General features: G+C 58.0%; 13 protein-coding genes. 3 read left to right on the forward strand and 10 right to left on the reverse strand.

Annotation, left to right across the window (positions count from 1 at the left end):
* Positions 1-4: 4 nt before the first annotated feature.
* From hybE to I6G90_RS06000, 8 genes are all read right to left on the reverse strand, one after another.
* The gene (gene hybE, locus I6G90_RS05965; protein ID WP_197930247.1) at positions 5-529 is read right to left on the reverse strand and encodes a hydrogenase-2 assembly chaperone; all 525 of its coding nucleotides are present in this window, start codon (positions 527-529) and stop codon (positions 5-7) included.
* The gene (locus tag I6G90_RS05970) at positions 511-1,041 is read right to left on the reverse strand and encodes a HyaD/HybD family hydrogenase maturation endopeptidase (RefSeq protein WP_197930248.1); all 531 of its coding nucleotides are present in this window, start codon (positions 1,039-1,041) and stop codon (positions 511-513) included. The genes hybE and I6G90_RS05970 overlap by 19 nt, the downstream gene beginning before the upstream one ends.
* Positions 1,041-2,744, reverse strand: coding sequence for a hydrogenase 2 large subunit (gene hybC, locus I6G90_RS05975; protein ID WP_197930249.1), 1,704 nt, complete (start codon positions 2,742-2,744; stop codon positions 1,041-1,043). The genes I6G90_RS05970 and hybC overlap by 1 nt, the downstream gene beginning before the upstream one ends.
* Positions 2,741-3,928 carry a Ni/Fe-hydrogenase cytochrome b subunit gene (hybB, locus tag I6G90_RS05980; protein WP_042648477.1) on the reverse strand — a complete coding sequence of 396 codons (1,188 nt, stop codon included), beginning with the start codon at positions 3,926-3,928 and terminating at the stop codon, positions 2,741-2,743. The genes hybC and hybB overlap by 4 nt, the downstream gene beginning before the upstream one ends.
* Positions 3,921-4,970 carry a hydrogenase 2 operon protein HybA gene (hybA, locus tag I6G90_RS05985; RefSeq protein ID WP_197930250.1) on the reverse strand — a complete coding sequence of 350 codons (1,050 nt, stop codon included), beginning with the start codon at positions 4,968-4,970 and terminating at the stop codon, positions 3,921-3,923. Before hybA ends, hybB begins: the two co-directional genes overlap by 8 nt.
* Before the next feature lie 2 nt (positions 4,971-4,972).
* Positions 4,973-6,106 carry a hydrogenase 2 small subunit gene (gene hybO / locus I6G90_RS05990; RefSeq protein WP_197930251.1) on the reverse strand — a complete coding sequence of 378 codons (1,134 nt, stop codon included), beginning with the start codon at positions 6,104-6,106 and terminating at the stop codon, positions 4,973-4,975.
* 951 nt (positions 6,107-7,057) lie between these two features.
* A complete protein-coding gene (locus tag I6G90_RS05995; RefSeq protein WP_197930252.1) occupies positions 7,058-11,116 on the reverse strand; it encodes an ATP-binding protein in 4,059 nt (1,352 codons plus the stop codon).
* The gene (locus I6G90_RS06000) at positions 11,101-11,283 is read right to left on the reverse strand and encodes a P-loop NTPase family protein (protein WP_197930253.1); all 183 of its coding nucleotides are present in this window, start codon (positions 11,281-11,283) and stop codon (positions 11,101-11,103) included. Before I6G90_RS06000 ends, I6G90_RS05995 begins: the two co-directional genes overlap by 16 nt.
* Positions 11,284-11,656: 373 nt before the next feature.
* Here I6G90_RS06000 and I6G90_RS06005 point away from each other — a divergent pair, with 373 nt between their 5' ends.
* The 3 genes from I6G90_RS06005 to I6G90_RS06015 all read left to right on the forward strand — a co-directional run bounded on the left by I6G90_RS06005 (position 11,657) and on the right by I6G90_RS06015 (position 17,786).
* Entirely contained in the window at positions 11,657-13,270 is a 1,614-nt protein-coding gene (locus I6G90_RS06005) for a response regulator (protein ID WP_197930254.1), read from the forward strand.
* Positions 13,271-13,528: 258 nt separating this feature from the next.
* Positions 13,529-16,444, forward strand: a complete 2,916-nt coding sequence (locus I6G90_RS06010) for an HD domain-containing phosphohydrolase (RefSeq protein WP_197930255.1) — start codon at positions 13,529-13,531, stop codon at positions 16,442-16,444.
* 316 nt (positions 16,445-16,760) lie between these two features.
* Positions 16,761-17,786 carry a GGDEF domain-containing protein gene (locus I6G90_RS06015; protein ID WP_197930257.1) on the forward strand — a complete coding sequence of 342 codons (1,026 nt, stop codon included), beginning with the start codon at positions 16,761-16,763 and terminating at the stop codon, positions 17,784-17,786.
* Between the two features lie 247 nt (positions 17,787-18,033).
* Here the strand turns inward: I6G90_RS06015 and I6G90_RS21295 are convergent, their stop codons facing one another.
* On the reverse strand, positions 18,034-18,294 hold the full coding sequence (locus tag I6G90_RS21295; RefSeq protein WP_232254423.1) for a site-specific integrase: 261 nt from the start codon (positions 18,292-18,294) through the stop codon (positions 18,034-18,036).
* A complete protein-coding gene (locus I6G90_RS21300) occupies positions 18,295-18,804 on the reverse strand; it encodes a hypothetical protein (protein WP_232254424.1) in 510 nt (169 codons plus the stop codon).
* Positions 18,805-18,814: the final 10 nt, after the last annotated feature.

Genomic DNA, 18,814 nt, shown 5'->3' on the forward strand with positions numbered 1-18,814 from the left:
AGTATCAATCGGGCAATGCAGGGACCTTTCTCGCCGCACCAAACAGTCGTCTGCGCCCCAGATCCACGCCGCCAGCCCCTTGCTGCACTGGCAAGGAGAGCAGCATTTTTAGGGTGCTGCTTACCAGTGAGCGCCCCTGCTCGGCCCCGAGATGGGGATCGAGCGGCGACATCAGGGAGCAGGCCAGCAACTGACCGCTTTCGGGTAGTTCACCCACCATAAAGGTCATGTTGCCGCAGGGGAGCTGCAGGGCGAGGCGTTCGCTGCTGCTGCGCACCGGCCAAAGCTGATCCGGCCCCGGCAACACCACCACGCTCAGCATCCAGGGGGTGAGCACGCAGCCGAGCCACTGACCTTCAAACAGCACGCACTCTGCCACGATGGGCATGGTGGCGTGATAGAAGGGCAACGCCTGCATCTCTTCGCGAGCGATCCGCTCATACTGAGCCACCAGCAACGGTGCGGGATTGGTGGCAAAACCGGCAAACTCCGGCACGGCATCAAGCTCGCTTAAATGGGACTGCGCCATAGGCCCTCCCGCACTTGTTCAGCTTTTTCCTGCTCAGAGAGCGGGATGGCAGGGGCGCCGACACTGGCCAGCAGGGTCAAAATCCGATCCGTCGCCTCCCCCATGGCGGCCGCCACTACGGGGGTGAGGCCGATGCGCGGTTCGAGGGATTCAGGCTCTATGCCGATCAGAGTGAGCCGCTTGGGCGACTCCCCCGTCATGTGCAGCGCCGAGAGCACGTCCGCCAGCCCCAGCTGGTGCGGGGAGATCTTGCGGCCAAACAGGGTCGGGACCTCCTCATCCTTCAGGATCACGACGGTGCCCGGCGGATTACCGCTGCGCACCGCATCCGCCAGAATGATGTGGTCGCGACTGGCCATCGCTTCAAGCAGCTCCATGCCCGCTGTGCCGCCGTCCAGCAGCTCGATGCCGGGGGCGAAACGGTATTCGCGCCCCAGCCCCTCGACGATGCGCACGCCGACGGCCTCATCGCTCAAGAGCAGGTTGCCCACGCCCAGGATCAGGGTGTTCATCACAGCACCTTCACCTGAGTCGTTTCGCCATTCTGGGTATCCACCACGTGGACCGCGCAGGACATGCAGGGGTCGAACGAATGGATGGTGCGTACCACCTCCAGCGGTTTGGCGGGATCCGCCACCGGGGTGCCCACCAGCGCCTGCTCGTAGGGACCAGGCTCGTCATTGAAGTTGCGCGGGCCAGAGTTCCAGGTCGATGGCACCACCGCCTGATAGTTCTCGATCTTGCCGCCCTTGATGACGATCCAGTGGGAGAGCATGCCGCGCGGTGCCTCTTCAAAGCCCACCCCGCGAAACTCCTTGTCCGCCGGGATCTCGGCCTTGATATAGGCGGTGGTATCCCCCTTGCCGATGTTGTCCACCAGCGCCTTCCACTGGTGCGCCAGGGTGTCTTTGAGCACACAGCAGCGCACAGCCCGGCCGATGATGCGGCCCATGGTGGAGTGCAGCTGTTCGGTCTTGATGGCCGAACCGGTCAGCGCCTTGTAGATGCCATTCAGCTGATCGAAATGCGCCACCGTCTCAGGGTGTTTGGCGGCCAGCTTCACCAGCAAGTCTGCGAGCGGCCCCACCTCCACCACCTTGCCGTAGAAGGTGGGGGATTTGACCCAGGAGTATTTGCCGTCATCCTGCCAGCCGGTGTAGTTGGGCTCGGTCTTGCCATCCCAGGGTTTGAGGGGCTCGTCATCCTTGTACCAGGCGTGCTTGTTGCTCTCGGCGATACCGTCCATCAACCAGGCATCCTGATGGTTCTCGATGGGGCGATAACCCGCCAGATTGCCATTCTCGATGTAGCCGCCCGGCATCAGGAAGCTGCCGCCATTGGCGTCAGTGGGCAGCTCCGGCACGCTCAGGTAGTGCTTGGCCCCCTGCCCCAGGGTCAGCCACTCGGGATAGTGTGCGGCGATGATGGCGGCATCCACCTTGTAGACCTGCTCGATAAACTCGCCGAGCCGATCGATAAAGCTCTTCACATAGAGCAGCCGCTCGAGGTTGAGCACGCTCGGCGCATCCAGATTGATGGGGTTGGCCACGCCGCCCACAGCCAGATTCTGAATGTGCGGGGTCTTGCCGCCCAGAATGGCGACGATGCGGTTGGCATCGCGCTGGCACTCCAGCGCCTGCAGGTAGTGAGCCACGGCGATCAGATTCACCTCCGGGCTCAGCTTCATCTCCTTGTGGCCCCAGTAGCCGTTGGCGAAGATGCCGAGCTGGCCGCTGGCCACCAGCGCGCGGATCTTGTCCTGCACCTTGGTCAGCTCATCGGCACTATTGAGGGACCATGTGGACACCCCTTTAAGGATATCCGCCGCTTTTTGCGGATTGGCCTTGAGGGCCGCCGTGATGTCCACCCAGTCCAGCGCGGAGAGCTGGTAGAAGTGAACGATGTGATCGTGGATGTTGTGGGCCGCGATAATGAGGTTGCGGATGAACTGGGCATTGACCGGCACCTTGGCGCCGATGGCGTTCTCCACCGCCCGCACCGAAGCGATGGCGTGAATGGAGGTACATACCCCGCAGATGCGCTGCACAATCATCCAGGCATCGCGCGGGTCGTTGCCCTTGACGATCTCCTCCATCCCGCGCCACATGGTGCCGGACGACCAGGCTTTGGTCACTTTTCCGCCTTCGATTTCGCAGTCAATACGCAGGTGCCCCTCAATGCGGGTGATGGGGTCTATGGTGATACGTTGGCTCATACGTTGGCTTTCCCTCGGGCCTGATAATCTTGGTGAACACGTTCAAGTGATGGCAGTACCGGCAGCAGCCGGATCAACAGCAAATAGGCACACACCTCGATGGCGACGAAGCCCAGGGAGATCAGTACCTCCTCCGCGGAGGGGAAGTAGTGGTAGCCATTGCCGGGGTTGAAGGCGAGCAGGGAGTAATCCAGTCGCCAGAGGGCTGCGCCCAGCAGCATGCTGAGGGCCCCCAGGAACAACATGCGTGAATCGCGGCGGCTCTTGTCCCAGTGGAACACCAGCAGCGGGAAGATCATCAGCGCAATCTCGCTCCAGAACATGATGGAGAAGCGATTGAGATCGGAGAGGTACTCCGACTTGTCATTGATGACGATCTCGGCAAAGCGCAGCGCCACAAACAGGATCAGGAAGATGTCGATCACCTGGGTCAGCTTGTAGAAGAGCGACTTCTCGTTGGGGCCCCGCCCCGCCAGTCCCGCCTGCACCAGAGAGCCCTCAAACACCACGATGGAAAAGCCCATGATGAATGCGGTCAGAAGCGAGAAGACCGGCAGCAGCTCGTAGCTTTGCCAGAGCGGATGGATCTTCTCCCCCGCCACGATCATCAAGGAGCCCATCGAGGATTGGTGCATGGTGGGCAGCAGGGCCCCCAGCGCCAGCACGAAGAACATGATCTTGTTGAGGCGAATGAGTGACGCTTTCCAGCCGAACTTCTCCAGCAGCACGGGCGCAAACTCCAGCGCCATCACCCCGATATAGATGGTCATGCAGACCGCCGTCTCGAACAACACCGAGGAGGTGTTGAAGTGACCGGGCAGGTAGAAGTACGGCAGGTTCCAGTAACGCCCCACGTCGATAGTGATGGAGAGACCACCGAGCGAGTAGCCGAACAGGCTCGCCAACAGCGCCGGTCGCACCAGCGGGTGATACTCGCCCCGGTTGAAGACATAGACCGCCCAGGCCAGCGCCCAGCCGCCACAGGCGAAACCGGTACCGATCAGCAGGTCAAAGGAGATCCACAGCCCCCAGGGGTAACCCCCGTTGAGATCGGTAACTGAACCCAGCCCGAAGAAGAGGCGTTTCAAGATCAACATGCCGCACAGTACGGCAAAGGGGGCCAGCACCAGTACCGGCCAGCTGACCAGCTTGCCGCCGAGCGGATGCGCCTTGTGATTACTCATGATCCTTGCCCCCCTTTGCTGAACTCTGATCTTTAATCTGAGCGCTGCTCTGATCATGACCATCATCGTGATGGTGATCGTGACCGTTCTTCTTGCTATTGCGACGAATGAGCACCGAGAGTCCAGTCAGCACCACCATGGGCAGCACCATCCCCTTGTAGAGGGTGTGCTGGATATGCTCGGAGCGGGCACCGGAGGAGAGCTCCGGCAAGTCGGGCATGTCGAGCTTGGTGTAAGGCACTCCGGCCAGTACCAGCACCTGGGTGCCGCCCCCCTCCTTCTCGCCATAGACGTAAGGCTGGTAGTTGGGCACCTCGTGCAGGTAGGGATCGTTGGCGCTGAAGGTCTGGCGCGGATAGGCATACTCGCTGCCAGGAGTCGCCAGCAGGCGGCGCTTGGCCTCGGCCATCAGCTCCTCACGGGTGCCAAAAATCACGGCGCCGGTCGGGCACACCTCGACACAGCCGGGCAGTTTTCCCTGATCGATCCGCTCAAGCCCCTTCTGGTTGCAAAGCTCGCACTTGTGGATCGCCCCCAGCGGATTGTCGTAGTCATATTTGGGCACATCGAACGGGCAACCCACCATGCAGTAACGGCAGCCGGTGCAGACGTCCGGATCGTAGTGAACGATGCCAGTCTTGGGATCTTTGGTAAGGGCCTGCACCGGACAGACCGAGACGCAGTTGGGATCGACGCAGTGCATGCACTGCTTCTTGATGTAGGCATAGCCATCCACCAGCTGATCCTTGTGCTCGCCAGTACCGCTCTTCCACACCTGAATGATGTTGTTGGTGTAGGGTGTCAGCTTGTCGTTGGTAGACCAGGTCTGTGCGCCCTCCGGATTGGACGGGTTGCCATTCAAACGCTGACACTCCGCCACACAGGCCTGACAGCCGACGCAGAGGGTGGAGTCATACAACATGCCGAGCGACCCGGGAATGGGCGGTTTGTTCTTGGCCGCCGCCATGGCGGTACCGGGCACGGCAGCCCCTGCCGCCAGTGCACTGGCAGAGGCGAATTTGAGGAAATTGCGTCTGTTCACGGTTACTCCTCCCGTGATGGGTGCTGCCCGGCTTCGTGGCGCTTCTGCTGGCGACCGAGTTCACGCACCGTCATCAGACTCACCCCCACCAGCACCCCGAGGGCGCCACCGATCAGGCCCGTCGCGGTGGGCGAGGTATAGCCCCCTTCCTGGATCTTCACATCGGGTTTATCCACCCGCGGGGTCGGGTTCTCTACCTTGGCTAGCTGGAAGATCCCCTTGCTGAAACCGACCCCCTGCTCGTTGCAGCCATAACAGGGGTGGCCGATGCCGACCGGCCAGATGCCGCCGCCCACATCGCAGAACTCCAGGGTCGAGCAGTTGCCATAGGTCTCAGGCCCCTTGCAGCCCAGATGGTAGAGACACCAGCCCTGACGGTGGCCCTCATCGCCAAACTCCTTGGCAAAACGACCTGCGTCGAAGTGCGGACGACGCTCGCAGTTCTCATGGATAAGTCGCTCGTAGGCAAACAGCGGACGCTTCTTGCTATCCAGCGCCGGCAGCTTGCCGTAGGTGATGTAGTAGGCAACCGTGGTGAGAAAGTTGTGGGAATTGGGCGGGCAACCCGGGATATTGATGATCGGCGTACCGATATTGCCGAGGGCCTCTTCGAGACTGACTGCACCGGTCGGGTTGCCGCCGCTGGCAGGTACACCGCCCCAGGCGGAGCAGGAGCCGATGGCGATGACCGCAGCCGCATCGGCGGCGGCGCGGCGAATATGGTCGACGATGGGCTCACCGGCCACCATGCAGTAGACGCCACCATCTTTGAGCGGAATGGAGCCATCCACCACCAGCACATACTTGCCTTTATAACGCTTGATGGCGTTGTGCTTGTTCTCTTCCGCCTGATGACCAAAGGCCGCCGAGAGCACCTCGTGGTACTCCAGCGAAATGGTATTGAGGATCAGGTTCTCGATGGTGGGGTGAGTGGCCCGCAGCAGTGACTCGGTACAGCCGGTGCACTCCTGCGCTCCAATCCAGATCACCGGCGGCCGCTCGGGGCTGGTGAGCGCGGTGGCCATCTTGGCGACGGCATTCTGACTTAATCCCAGGGTTGCGGCCATCCCGGCACACAATTTCATAAAATCACGGCGATTAATCCCATGAGCCGATAAAAAATTATCCTCGACCATTCTACTTATTCCCGTAGTGAGCACTTGTTTGATAAATGCTTAATAGCGGAAATGCTAAGGACTCACCCACCCTGCAGTATTGATCTCTATCAATTTCGACCGGCTTACCCCTATTTCCATAGCGAGCCACATCACAAATAAAATTAATTACCCCTAAAGAGATATTTGGCAACCCCATAAATTCAATGAACTTAATTGGATATTAAATAATTAATCGCCACATTCACTCTCTTTCGCTGTTAGCCAAATTAACATGTTCGATATTTTCGCCATACGGCTCATGTCACAATAATGATACTCAACAATAAATGACCCATTAAATATATCTTTACTCACCCCATTGCATATTCCACGCAATCACCCCCAGGCAAAACCCGACTGGTCGCCCCAAGTCAGAGCGGTCTCACCGCCAGCTGCCACCGGTAGCAGGCACGCCCTGCACGGCGCGATTTACCTGCATGTCGCTTGTCGCTTGGTTTTGCCTGCATCTTGCCTGCGTTGCAGGGCGACTCCTCTTGCCATCGCACACAGCGCCGCCCCGGCTGGCCTCCCTGACGCTTAACCCGGATCAATGAAAAGATGCCGCCGAGGTATTCATATCACCATGACTTCACCCACTCTTTATTGCCCTGCCTGTCGATGAGTAAAATATCGCGTTCGCGCATATGTTTACGCATCGGCGTGAATCTGCATTCAAATTAACTGTGAGAGAAAAGAGAAGGTTGAAGGCGGCCTGCAACATAGTGTTCATATTTAACGCGCGACGCATTCGCTCATCCGGTTACAGATGTTACTGCCAGCATTCACACTATTTACCTTCACGTCACCCTGCGTAATTAACCAGAGCGTAAATATCCATCCCCATCGATAAAGATGATAATTATTCTTGTTCAAGAGCGATCACAAGAAATTAGCTGTGATGATGATGACAAACGAGAGGCGTGTTAATCATCAGCCAAGCAGTGACTCCAGCAACTGCAGCGCCTGATCGAACTCGAACTCGTTGACCGCCTGGCTCACCTCTTGAAATGCAGCACGCAGCGGCGATGCACTGCCAACCAGATCAGCCTCTATCTGCTGACAGAGCGCCAACGCCTGGGCATCGCTCTGTGCCAGCAAGTCCCCCAACTGCTGCAGTTGCGCCGCCAGCATCTCGGCATCGATGCCCCGGGGGGCAGCCACCGTCACGGAGGGATCTGCCAGCGCGGCTTCCAACCCAGACAGCAGCGGCGTCAGCTCGGCCATCAGGGATGGCAAGCGGGTTGCGACTCCTGCATCATCCCCCTCTTCACCGGCGCGCTCGAGCAGCGCCGCCTGCGTCGCCACACCGATCGCCCCTATGGTGCTTGCACTGCCCTTGAGGGTGTGAGCCAGACGCCGGGCCGTGACCTTGTCATCCGACGCCCACGCCGAGTGGAAACTGGCTGCAAACCCCAGCTGTCCCTGCCAGAAGCGCTGCAACATATTGCGGTAGAGCGCACTGTCGCCCCCCATCACGGCCATGCCCCGTTGCACATCAAGGCCGGGCACGCCTTGCCAAGGGGTCGCATCGTCTGCCACCTGCAAGTTGCTGGCGGCCGCCAGTGGTCTGGCGGGTGTGATCCAGTGCGAGAGGGTCGCCAGCAACAGCGGCATATTCAAGGGTTTGGCGATGTGGTCATTCATGCCTGCCGCCAGCGCCTTCTCTTTATCTCCGGCCATGGTGCTGGCGGTCATGGCAATAATGGGGATCCCGGCCAGCGCCGGATCGGTGCGGATCAACCGGGTCGCGGTATACCCGTCCATCACCGGCATCTGGCAATCCATCAGGATGCCGTCAAAGCCGCGATCTTGCGCCAGCAGGGCGAGCGCCTGCGCCCCATCACAGGCACAGACCAGCGTGATCTGCTGCTTACCCAACAGGGCCAACGCCACCTCCCGGTTCATGTCGTTATCATCCACCAGCAGCAGACGAGCACCCGCCAGTCCATGACCGGGCAGCGCCACCTGATGATGGAGGCTTGCATCCGATAACGCCTCCTGCCCCACGGCGTCGCCCCCCAGCGCCTGACGCAGTGCCTGACACAGAGCCTGACAAAGTGCCTGTGGGGTAAACGGATGGGCCAGCACATCACAGAGCGGCAACCCCTGCGCAGCAACATGGCTGGCCACCAGTGCAGGATCGCCCGAGGTGATCAGCAAGACCGCGGGCGGCGCTGCCAGCGTGGCAATCTCCTGCAGCATCTCTGGCAACCAGCGATCCCCCTCCTGCCAGCCCAGCACTATTCGATCCCAGGGTTTTCCCGCCGCGATGCCTTGATGCAGCAGTGCCAGCACTGCGGCGGGCTCGTCCGCGCAGACAAGCTCAACAGGCAGCGCCGCCAACTGGTGGAGGATGGCCGCTCGCGAAGCAGGGCGCGGTTCCAGCAACAGCAAACGCTGCGGCGCCAGCTGTATGGCCACATGTTGCTCTTTCTCATGACCCTTATCCGCCACGGTCGCAAACCGAATACGGAAGTGGAACTCGCTGCCCTGCCCCGGGGCGCTCTCCACCCGGATCTCCCCGTCCATCAGTTGCACCAGATTGTGCGTGATGGCCAGGCCAAGGCCGGTGCCGCCATATTTACGGGTGGTCGAGCTGTCAGCCTGCTCAAAGGAGTGGAAGAGACGCTGGCACTGCTCGGCCGTCATGCCGATACCGCTATCCTGCACACTGCCCTGCAGCCAGATCTCGCCATCGCGCTCGTTACTGCGGGCCAGTCGGACAATCACCTCTCCCTGCTCGGTGAACTTGATGGCATTGCTGGTCAGGTTGAGCAGGATCTGGCCAAGCCGCAGGGGATCGCCGCGCAAACGCTCAGGCAGATCACCGGCCAGATCGAACAGCAGTGCCAGCCCCTTTTCCCGCGCCCGAAACGCCGTCAGATCCGCCAGCCACTCGAACACCTCGTTGAGCCGGAAATCCACCTGCTCCAGTTGCAGCTTGCCCGCCTCCATCTTGGAGAAGTCGAGGATGTCGTTGAGGATCCCGAGCAGGTTGTTCGCCGCTCTGTCTATCTTGCTCACATAGTTGTGCTGCTCGGGGGAGAGACTGGTTTGCAGCGCCAGATGGGCCATGCCGATGATGGCATTCATCGGCGTGCGGATCTCATGGCTCATGTTGGCCAAAAATTCGCTCTTGGTTCGGGTGGCATCTTCGGCGATCTGCCGGGCTTCGAGCATGGCGGCCTCCGCCTGCTTGCGGTCGCTGAAATCGAAGATGATCCCGTCCAGATAGACGGCCTTGCCCTCGGCATCATAGGTGGCGAGCCCGATGGAGTAGACCCAGCGGATCTGACCCCAGCGATCGAAGATGCGGTACTCGTTGATATATTGCCGGTGCTCGGCAATGGCCTTGATGGTGTTGCGGTTGCTCAGTTCGAGGTCATCGGGATGGATCAAGTCACCAAAATCGCGGCTGTTGCCCACGCCGACAAAATCGCTGGCGGGATAGCCGGTCAATTTTTCCGCCTCGTCGCTGACGAACAACATGGTCCAGGGGTGATGAGGCAGGCAGCGATAGACCATGCCCGGCACGTTGCGCACCATGGAGTGGATCCGCTGTTCGCTCTCATGCAACCGCTGGCGATCCACCGCAATCCGATCATGGGCCTCCCGCATGGCCTGCTCGGCGGCACGGATCGGGGTGATATCGACCAGGCTGCCGACCGCGCCGCTACGCCCGCTCTCGGCAAGCTCGATCCCGGAGAGAAAATAGAGCATGTCCAGAGGACGGCCATCCGGCGAGAGCAGACGCACCTCATGCTGCGTTCTGGCCTGACTGCCCGCCACCCTCTGCAAGGTGTTGCCCTCATCCACCGCATTCAGTCCGGCCAGTTGCGGCAACTCCGCCAGCCGCTTGCCCTCGACCGGGCGGGCGCCACCAAATGCGCTGGTAAAGGCGCGATTCACCCCCAGCAGGCGGCCCTGATTGTCGGTATAGAAGAGAGGATGTGGCAGGGTATCGATCAACGCCTGCTGAAAGGCAAACTGCTCGTTGCGCTCGCGAATGCTGCGGCGACGCAACATCCGCCCCTGCCAAAGCAGCGCCGAGATCAGGCAGATCAACAGTGCGGTCCCGAACAAAGCCACTCGCCGCCATCCTGACACGGCTTGATCCACATTGCCCAACAGCAGCAGCGTCCACTGCCCTTTGGCATCGTGCCACTCGATAGGCATGCGGCTCACCAGATAGTTATCCTTCCCGATCCGCACTTCACGGCCGTCGAGTGCAGGCAGGATCACCGGTTGGCGATCCGGTGCAAAGTAGTGTCCATAGAGGCGAGAGGCAAAGAGCTGCTGTTGCCTGACGGCAGAGTTTGGCCCCACTACCGCCATTTGCCAGTCACTCTTGTTACTGGCCATCACCACCCCGTCGGGCGAGACCAGCAAGCCGATGGCATTGCCCCACCCGGCCAGAAAGGTATCGAGCAGCGTCATCTCGTAGCGCGCCACCACCACCCCGGTAATGTCGCTTCCTTGCGCCCGATCGTGAGAGACCGGCGCCGCCACATAGATCATCCGCTTGCCGGTATTGAGGCTGACCCCGGCATCCACCGTTTCCAGCCCCAGGATCCCTTGCCTGAAATAGGAGCGAAACGACACATCCTGCCCGACGACATGGCGGCCAAGCGCATCCCAGTCTCGGACAATCACCCCAGCTTTATTGGTAACAAAGGCATGATTGGCCTTCACCCCCTGTGCCAGCACCTGTAGTGCTTCGCTGGGGGTGAGCTCCCCCCGCTCGAGCAGTGATGCTTGCTGGATCTCGCGGTTGAGGCGGCCAGCCAGCTGCACCGCCCCCATCCCCTTGCTTGAGAGGGTCAGTTGCTGCAGATTGTCGCCCTCGCGCTGAATGCGGGTATCCAGCGACTGGCGATACTCCTGCCGCTCCAGTTCCAGATAGAAGGCATCGACCAGCGTGGCCACCATCAGGGAGAGCAATAGCACGGCGGCAATCTGCCAGAGACGGGATTTCATGGTTGAAAACATGCTCCCTCGTTCTGCCCGGCAACCATCTGCGCCAACGCCGCCTCACCGGAGAAGGAGTGGTGATTGAGGCGCTCACCGAACAGCGAATTTATCACTTTGAGGGGGCCAGTTTTATCATCAACCAGCAGCGCCAGAGGACGAGCGGCGTCCGGGGCAAGATGTTCCATATCTCGTGACTCTCCCTGCCAAGATGGAGGATGGCGGCCCTTGCCAGCCTTCCTCACACCATAACGGATCCCCGAACTGGCAGCCACGACAACCCGGTTGAAATGTGCGCACTACCATGCCCGCACCAACACGTGACAAGGGATAAACCGGATAAAAGGAAAAAGCGGATATGGGATAGTGGCGGCGGCGCGCATCACAAGAGGGTCCGCGCCAACAGCCGTGGTGATATCAGATTGATCTCTTTATCCCGTTGGGGGATGTGCCAGCTTGCAGATTGATATTTCCAGCGCAAGGTAGCAGAGGTATCGATTGACCAGAGTCATGCACCCTATATTATCATGCTCAAAATGAGCTGGCAGGATACAGCGACAGATGGGCACATCAGATAGCCATATGGACATAGCAAAAATAATTTCCGGGCCCACGCTGGTGCTGGAAAAAGATAATGTGCACAGCGATGCGCTCTGCCATCAGTTACGTGCCATTGGCATAAGCCAGATTACGGTGGTGGAGAGTGTCGAGGCGCTGGAGCGGTGCATGGCTGATAGCCCCGCCGCAATGATCATCTGCAATATCGATATTGACTCAGCGAACTTGCTCACGCTGCTGAAAAATATCCGCAGTACGGCACCTCATCACACACTGCCTTTTTTGACCCTGACCTCAGGGACCGATCGCCCATTGATCGAACAATTTGTCCAGGCGAAAGTCTCTGACATTATTTTGACCCCGCTCAAGCCCGATACCCTTAAAACCAGGATCACCCGGCTGCTGTTGGCAACCAGTCAATCGCAGCACCCACTCTCTCAATTCGACTTCGGCCGTTTGCACCGTTTTTCCAACAGCGATCTGGTCGCCAGCAATCAGGACAGTCCCACCATTCTGGTGGTTGACGATATTCCAGATAATTTGATGCTGATCACCTCGGTATTTCGCAAAGAGTTTCATCTCAAGTTGGTCAAGGATGGCGAAAAAGCGATCAGGATCTGCCAATCGGATAATCCACCCGATCTGGTGCTGCTCGATATCATGATGCCCAACCTGAACGGATTCGATGTCGCCAGAATTTTGCGTGAACATCCCCACTCAGAGCACATCCCCATCGTCTTTATGACGGCTCTGGATGATATCTATTCCCGTAAACGGGCGATGAAACTGGGGGCCGTCGATTTTATCACCAAGCCGATCGACATCGAGATGCTGCGTTTTCGCATTGCCAATCTGATGCGGCTGGTGCATGCCAGAAGAGACCTGCAAAAAGAGTTCGATCAGATGCTTGAGCTCAACGCGCTCAAAGAGAGCCTCGAGTTTAATATCCGCTATGAAATCCGGGAGCCGCTGCTCAATGCGCTACACCTGCTGGAAGAGCTGGCCGCCGACCCGTCGCTCAACATGGTCCAAAAAACCCAGCTCTCCATCACCAGAAAATCGGTGGGCGACGCGCTGGCATTGACCCGTCTGGCCTCCGAGATTTACCAGATTGAAACCGGCTCCTTTGTGTTGAAAGCGGGTAAAGTCCAGCTCTTTGATATTTTCAACCGGCTCTCGGTGCAGTTCAAAAATCTCTATGCCGAGAAAAAGCTCGATATCAAGCTGACCAAACCCAAAAATTATCTCTATGACGAGCTGTTCATCGCAGGTGACGAATTTCTCTGTTATTCCGCATTTCAAATATTGATACGGCTCGCCTGCGAACATGCAACCCCCTCCTCCTGTGTGGAGATTGTCTGTCTGAAAAACCCTGACAGCATTATCTTGAATATTGATAGCTCGACCTTGCTGGATATCAGCCACGCCTTGTCTCTGTTCGATAAATCCCCCTCCTCTGATAACAAGGAAGCGCGCAGTCGCAATGGCTACCATGGCAAAATCATGCTGGAAGCCAATGGCGCCACCGTAACGGTGTCGCTCGATGAAGAGACCCGGTTGCTGAATATCTCGGCGCACTTCCCGCAAAAAGAGGATTTCAACCCATATCCAGAGTGAACCGGGTCAACGTCCTCGTGCCCCGCCATGACATCGCCGCGGATTATTTTCCTCTTCTGCGATGAACGCATAAAACACGAAGGATTTATCACCACCCTGCTATTCATCGTCATCTGGTCATCGTCATCTGGCAGTTTAACGCAACGGGAATTGTTCATGCATGCAGCAATAAGGGCCAACACCATGAAGCCATCGATTATTCCGTTGGGTTATCTGTTTTATGTCCCATCCGGCAGTCCTATCCATTAAGGAGATAACATGAATCTCATTCGCCGCGTTATCCCCCTGTATGTCCACATTGCCCACCTGTTTCTGGGCTTGCTGCTGGTGTTTGCCCTGCTCACCCTTGGTCACCAATATCAGCAGACCAAAACCATGTTGATGAATGAGGCGGAAGAGAGATTCAGCCTGATCGGCCAACTGACGACGCAGGAGCTGGAAGGGCTGTTCCGCTCCTCGGCCCTGAGTGTCAATCTGCTCGCCCAGCAGCGCCTGACCGAAGCCGACACCCTGGCAGCACGCATGGCGAACATCCCCTATATGGCGACCCTGCTAACAGGACAGCCCTCGGCCAACGGGGTCTATGCCGGTTACAACAACGGCGATATGTTCTGGCTGATGCGCTGGCCGACCGACACCGATGTGCAGCACCTGACGCCTCCCGCCAATACCCGCTGGATCGTCCAAAGTGTCCGGCATTTGGAGGCTGCCACCCTCACGGATATCTTCGCGCTGGCCGACAACCTCGCCATCATCGCGCACAAACAGGTATCAGGGCTCACATTTGATGCAAGAGAACACCCCTGGTTTATTCAGGCCAAGCAGGCCGGACGACTGGTGCAGACGCCCCCCTATATTTCGCTCGATTCTCAGGAGATGTACCTGAGCTTTGCCAAACCGATGCAAAACAGCGCTGGCATCATCGGAGTGAGCCTAAATCTGCGTTCCATCGAACACTTGCTCAAATCTGCCATGATCACCCCCAATATGCGGCTGGCCATCGTCAATGAGCAGGGGGAGCTGATTACCAGCCATAAAGGCGGGATGATCATTCACGGTGAGAAGGGGGGATATCGACTAGCCAAAGTCACTGAAGCCGACCTTCCCATGCTGCAACATCTGATCGATGCCAGCCAACGTCAGCATATGGATAAACTGACGTTTCAATCAGAAGAACGCGATTGGCAAGGTATGCATGTTGAGCTGCCGGAAGCGGATGAATCACGGCTATCACTCTGGATCGCCGCGCCTGTCGATGAACTGCTGGCCAAGGCCATCACCATTCGCAATCAGACCTTCCTTCTGTCGGGGATCTTTCTGATCCTTGCGCTCTTCGCGGCCATCAAGCTGGCCAGAACCGCCGCCAGGCCCCTCGATGCCCTGACACAAGAAGCAGGAAAAATAGCCCACTTCGACTTCAACGAACCGGTCAGGGTCAACACCTATATTGCGGAAATCATCGATCTCTCCCAGGCCATGGGCGACATGAAATCGACCATTCAGCGCTTTTTGCAACTTTCCACCTCCCTCTCCAGCGAGACCAGTTTCCCCCGCTTGCTGGTGCGGCTGCTCACCGAAATGCAGCAACTGACCGGTGCAACAGGCTGCATGCTCTATCTCTCCGATAGCGGCAACAAGACGCTGGATCTGGCGGGGTTGTGCTGGAATGGCGAGGTGCAGGAGCAAACGCCGACCCACAGTATCGGAACCCTCAATCAGCCAACACATCCACTGTTCCAGAGCTTGCAAGGGGTGGAACTGGAACCGGTTGCGTTGGTCTCCAGCGAATTGCAGATCCTGTTCCCCTACATCGAAGAGAGCGACACGCCGCTGACCTTCTGGCCGATAGCCCTGAAAAACCGCGATGGCCTACTACTCGGCACCCTGGTGTTTCTGATCGATGAACGGAAGAAGTCCCTGACTCCGCAGCGGATGGCCTTTGTCAAAGCCCTCTCCTCCACCGCCGCCGTGGCACTCACCACCCAGCGACTGCTGGAGGAGCAGCGCAATCTGCTGGAAGCCTTTATCCAGCTCATCGCAGGGGCCATCGATGCCAAGAGCCCCTATACCGGTGGCCACTGTCAACGAGTGCCCGAACTGACCAAGATGCTGGCAGAGGCGGCATGTGAGGCCCGGGAGGGGCCATTCCAACACTTCTCGCTCGATGAAAAACAGTGGGAAGCAATACATATCGCGGCCTGGCTGCACGATTGCGGCAAGGTGACCACCCCGGAATTTGTGGTCGACAAGGCCACCAAGCTGGAGACCCTGTGCGATCGCATTCACGAGGTCAGGATGCGCTTTGAAGTGCTAAAACGGGATGCCGAGATTGCCTACTGGCAGGCACGTCTCCATGGGGGTGATGACCTCGCGTTACAGGCCACGTTGCAACAGCAGTGGCAACAACTGGATGAGGAGTTTGCCTTCATCGCCCGCTGCAACGAGGGGGGCGAATTTATGGCCACGGAGGATATTACAAGGCTACAGCAGATCGCAGGCCGTACCTGGCAACGCACGCTCTCCGACCGGATTGGCATCTCTCAGGATGAGCTGGCGCGCAAACAGCGGGCCACGGAGTCACCGCTGCCGGTCACCGAACCCTTGTTGGCCGATCGCCCGGATCACCTCTTCACCCGCAGCAACCGCGACCGCCTTGCCCCTGACAACCCCTGGGGATTTCAGGTCAACACCCCCGAATACCTCTATAACCGCGGCGAGCTCTATAACCTTGCCATCCGCCGGGGCACCCTCACCGACGAGGAGCGCTACAAGGTCAACGAGCACATGATCCAGACCATCATCATGCTCGAAAAACTCCCCTTCCCCGCCAACCTGAAACAGGTGCCGGAAATCGCAGGGGGACACCATGAGAAGATGGATGGCAGCGGTTATCCCAAGCGACTGAAACGGGACGAGATGAGCATCCCCGCCCGAATGATGGCCATCGCCGATATCTTTGAAGCGCTGACCGCCGGCGATCGCCCCTACAAAAAAGCCAAGTCCCTTTCGGAGGCGATCCGCATCATGGGATTCATGCAGCAGGATCACCATATCGACCCCGAACTGTTTGCTCTCTTTCTCCGCTCCGGCGTCTACCTGCGCTATGCCGAGCGTTATATGAGCCCGGAGCTCATCGACGAGGTGGATATCAGCCCCTATCTCGCCAATCCTTGACCGTCACGAGGCACATGGGGTGACCTGATATGTGCGGTCTGGGGATCTGCACGCAGACCAGTCTGTCTGACACCGGTGGTCAACCCGATGCGCAATAGATCTGAAGAGGAGATTCACCCGACAGCCATGATAATCCTCTCCATGGCGCCTTGTTTGTGGCAGGGTTTATGGCTGACCCCACAGACACTTGCCAATTGAGGAAATCGAACAAGAAATCGAGAAAAATCAAGATAGATAGCCAAATAAAATAACAAACTTAACTATCATTAACTTGAACGTTTGAGAGAACGTGACCACTTCACATGGATCCAGCGCAATGACCACTGAACGGGAACAGTTGATCCGCTCACTGTTTGATGAGTACATCGAGATGTATTCATCACGGGATGACCGGCTCACAACACGTTTTAGCGACAATTTCAGCGGTTTTGCAGGCAGCAGCGATATTCTGGTTGCCGATAGAGAAGAGTGGGTCCGGATAACCCGCTGCGATTTTGCCCAGATCCCGGACAGGATCCGCCTGGACATACTCGATGTAGCCCTGCAAGATCTGGCCGCTGACGTGGTGGCTGTCACCGCCTTCTTCCATATCCATCTACCAAAATCAGAACCCATCTTGTCTCGGCAAACGGCCAGGCTGGTGCTGATCTTTCGGCATGAAGCCATGGAATGGAAAATTGCTCACAGCAGTATCTCCATCCCTTACGGTCTGGCTCGCGAGAACGAGATTTACCCGATGACCAATCTGGAGGAGCGCCAGCATGAACTGGAGCTCATTATCGAACTCAGAACCAAAGAGCTGGCGGAAGCGAACCGGAAACTGGAAGCGCTCAGCAATACCGACGGGCTCACCAACATTGGTAACCGCCGTCTGTTCGACAACTCATTGAACCAGGCCTGGGAGCGGTGCATGCATACCGAGATGCCGATTGCACTCATCATGCTCGACATCGATCATTTCAAGCAGTTCAACGACCTCTATGGCCACGTTGCCGGTGACGAGTGCCTTCGATTGCTGGCCCATACCCTGGCACAATCCGGACGCCGCTCGGGGGAATTGGTGGCCCGCTACGGCGGAGAGGAGTTTGTCATCCTGTTGCCACATGTCGAGCATCAATCCGCCTACGAGATTGCCCAACACATACAGCGGCTCATTTTTGCACTCGCGCAGCCACACGCACAGAATGCCACCGGTCTGGTGACCGTTAGCATGGGTGTCGCCTGCCTCAGGCCATCGCATCACCGGCAGCCATCAGAGCTGGTAAAACTCGCTGATGCCGCGCTCTACACCGCCAAATCATCCGGCCGTAACTGCATCAGAATCGCTGAGCCACGACATTGATAGGCCGGTAGTTTTTTACCCTGTTATAAAAAACCATCCAGGATATAGCCTTGATCGGATTTTCGCTCACTGATGGCACCCTTGGTATGCCCCAAGATCGCCGCCGCAGGCTGTAGCGGTACACCATGATTCTTGAATACGGTTGCCACGGTATGGCGCAGGCTGTGGAAGTCTTTGTCTACGGGGCACTGATGACTGAACCACGCCCCCCCCAAAATGGCTGTCACCGTCTTGTCGATGAGGTAACTCAGGGAACAACTGCCCCTGCTCTTTCCTGCACGAAGTCGATAAAGCCACCAGCAATCAGCGAGGAGTGAATAGGGATCAGGCGAGCACTGTTAGCCGTCTTGAGCTGCGGGTCTGGGCGGTATTCCCTGATGTTCAGGCACCACACCTTATCGACCTGCTGCACATCGCCCGCGTACAGCTGACAGATCTTATTGGCTCTCGCGCCGGTATACAGGCCGAGCAGCGCAATCCACTTGCGGTATGGCTTCTGTTCTTTCACTCACGGGATCAACCGCTGTTTCTCCGCAGATATGTACCCGCTTCGAGCATAGACCTCTTTGACCCGCGGTAGCTTGAGCTCAGCGAAGTGGTTGACGATGCCCTCGTGGTGATTACCTAGCCAGACGAACAACAGAGAGAGCTTTTGGAGGTACTTGTTGATAGTCGTCGGGCTCTTGCCTGAGTTCAGTAACTCGTCCTTGAACTTGACCACATCGGCCTTGCTATACGCGGTGGAAGATCTGTCCCCCACCGTTTTGATGAAGTAGCCGATGTAGTTCTTCTGATTACTGAGTTCTTTGGGAGCCCATGAAAGCGCCTTCTCTTTCAGATAACGCTCACTGAGTTCTGAGAGTACAGGGGATGCAATGGCAGAGGGTCCCATAGGGGCTAACTCAAGGGTTGGATTGGCTGCAGAAACAGACCATATCTGGCACCATTTTGTCGACAATGTCCCCTCTCCCCTGATGCGGGTCGCGCTCGGCTGACGCATGCCGGAGCGGCGCGGCATGGTGGATGCT

The sequence above is a fragment of the Aeromonas allosaccharophila genome, from assembly GCF_016026615.1.
GTDB classification, from domain to species: domain Bacteria; phylum Pseudomonadota; class Gammaproteobacteria; order Enterobacterales; family Aeromonadaceae; genus Aeromonas; species Aeromonas allosaccharophila.

Bases quoted from the DNA above. Each gene is read 5' to 3' on its own strand.
- hybB (WP_042648477.1), bottom strand. From the start codon at position 3,928: ATGAGTAATCACAAGGCGCATCCGCTCGGCGGCAAGCTGGTCAGCTGG.
- hybE (WP_197930247.1), bottom strand. From the start codon at position 529: ATGGCGCAGTCCCATTTAAGCGAGCTTGATGCCGTGCCGGAGTTTGCC.
- I6G90_RS21300 (WP_232254424.1), bottom strand. From the start codon at position 18,804: ATGCCGCGCCGCTCCGGCATGCGTCAGCCGAGCGCGACCCGCATCAGG.
- hybC (WP_197930249.1), bottom strand. From the start codon at position 2,744: ATGAGCCAACGTATCACCATAGACCCCATCACCCGCATTGAGGGGCAC.
- I6G90_RS06005 (WP_197930254.1), top strand. From the start codon at position 11,657: ATGGGCACATCAGATAGCCATATGGACATAGCAAAAATAATTTCCGGG.
- I6G90_RS06010 (WP_197930255.1), top strand. From the start codon at position 13,529: ATGAATCTCATTCGCCGCGTTATCCCCCTGTATGTCCACATTGCCCAC.
- I6G90_RS06015 (WP_197930257.1), top strand. From the start codon at position 16,761: ATGACCACTGAACGGGAACAGTTGATCCGCTCACTGTTTGATGAGTAC.
- hybO (WP_197930251.1), bottom strand. From the start codon at position 6,106: ATGGTCGAGGATAATTTTTTATCGGCTCATGGGATTAATCGCCGTGAT.
- I6G90_RS06000 (WP_197930253.1), bottom strand. From the start codon at position 11,283: ATGGAACATCTTGCCCCGGACGCCGCTCGTCCTCTGGCGCTGCTGGTT.
- I6G90_RS05995 (WP_197930252.1), bottom strand. From the start codon at position 11,116: ATGTTTTCAACCATGAAATCCCGTCTCTGGCAGATTGCCGCCGTGCTA.
- I6G90_RS05970 (WP_197930248.1), bottom strand. From the start codon at position 1,041: ATGAACACCCTGATCCTGGGCGTGGGCAACCTGCTCTTGAGCGATGAG.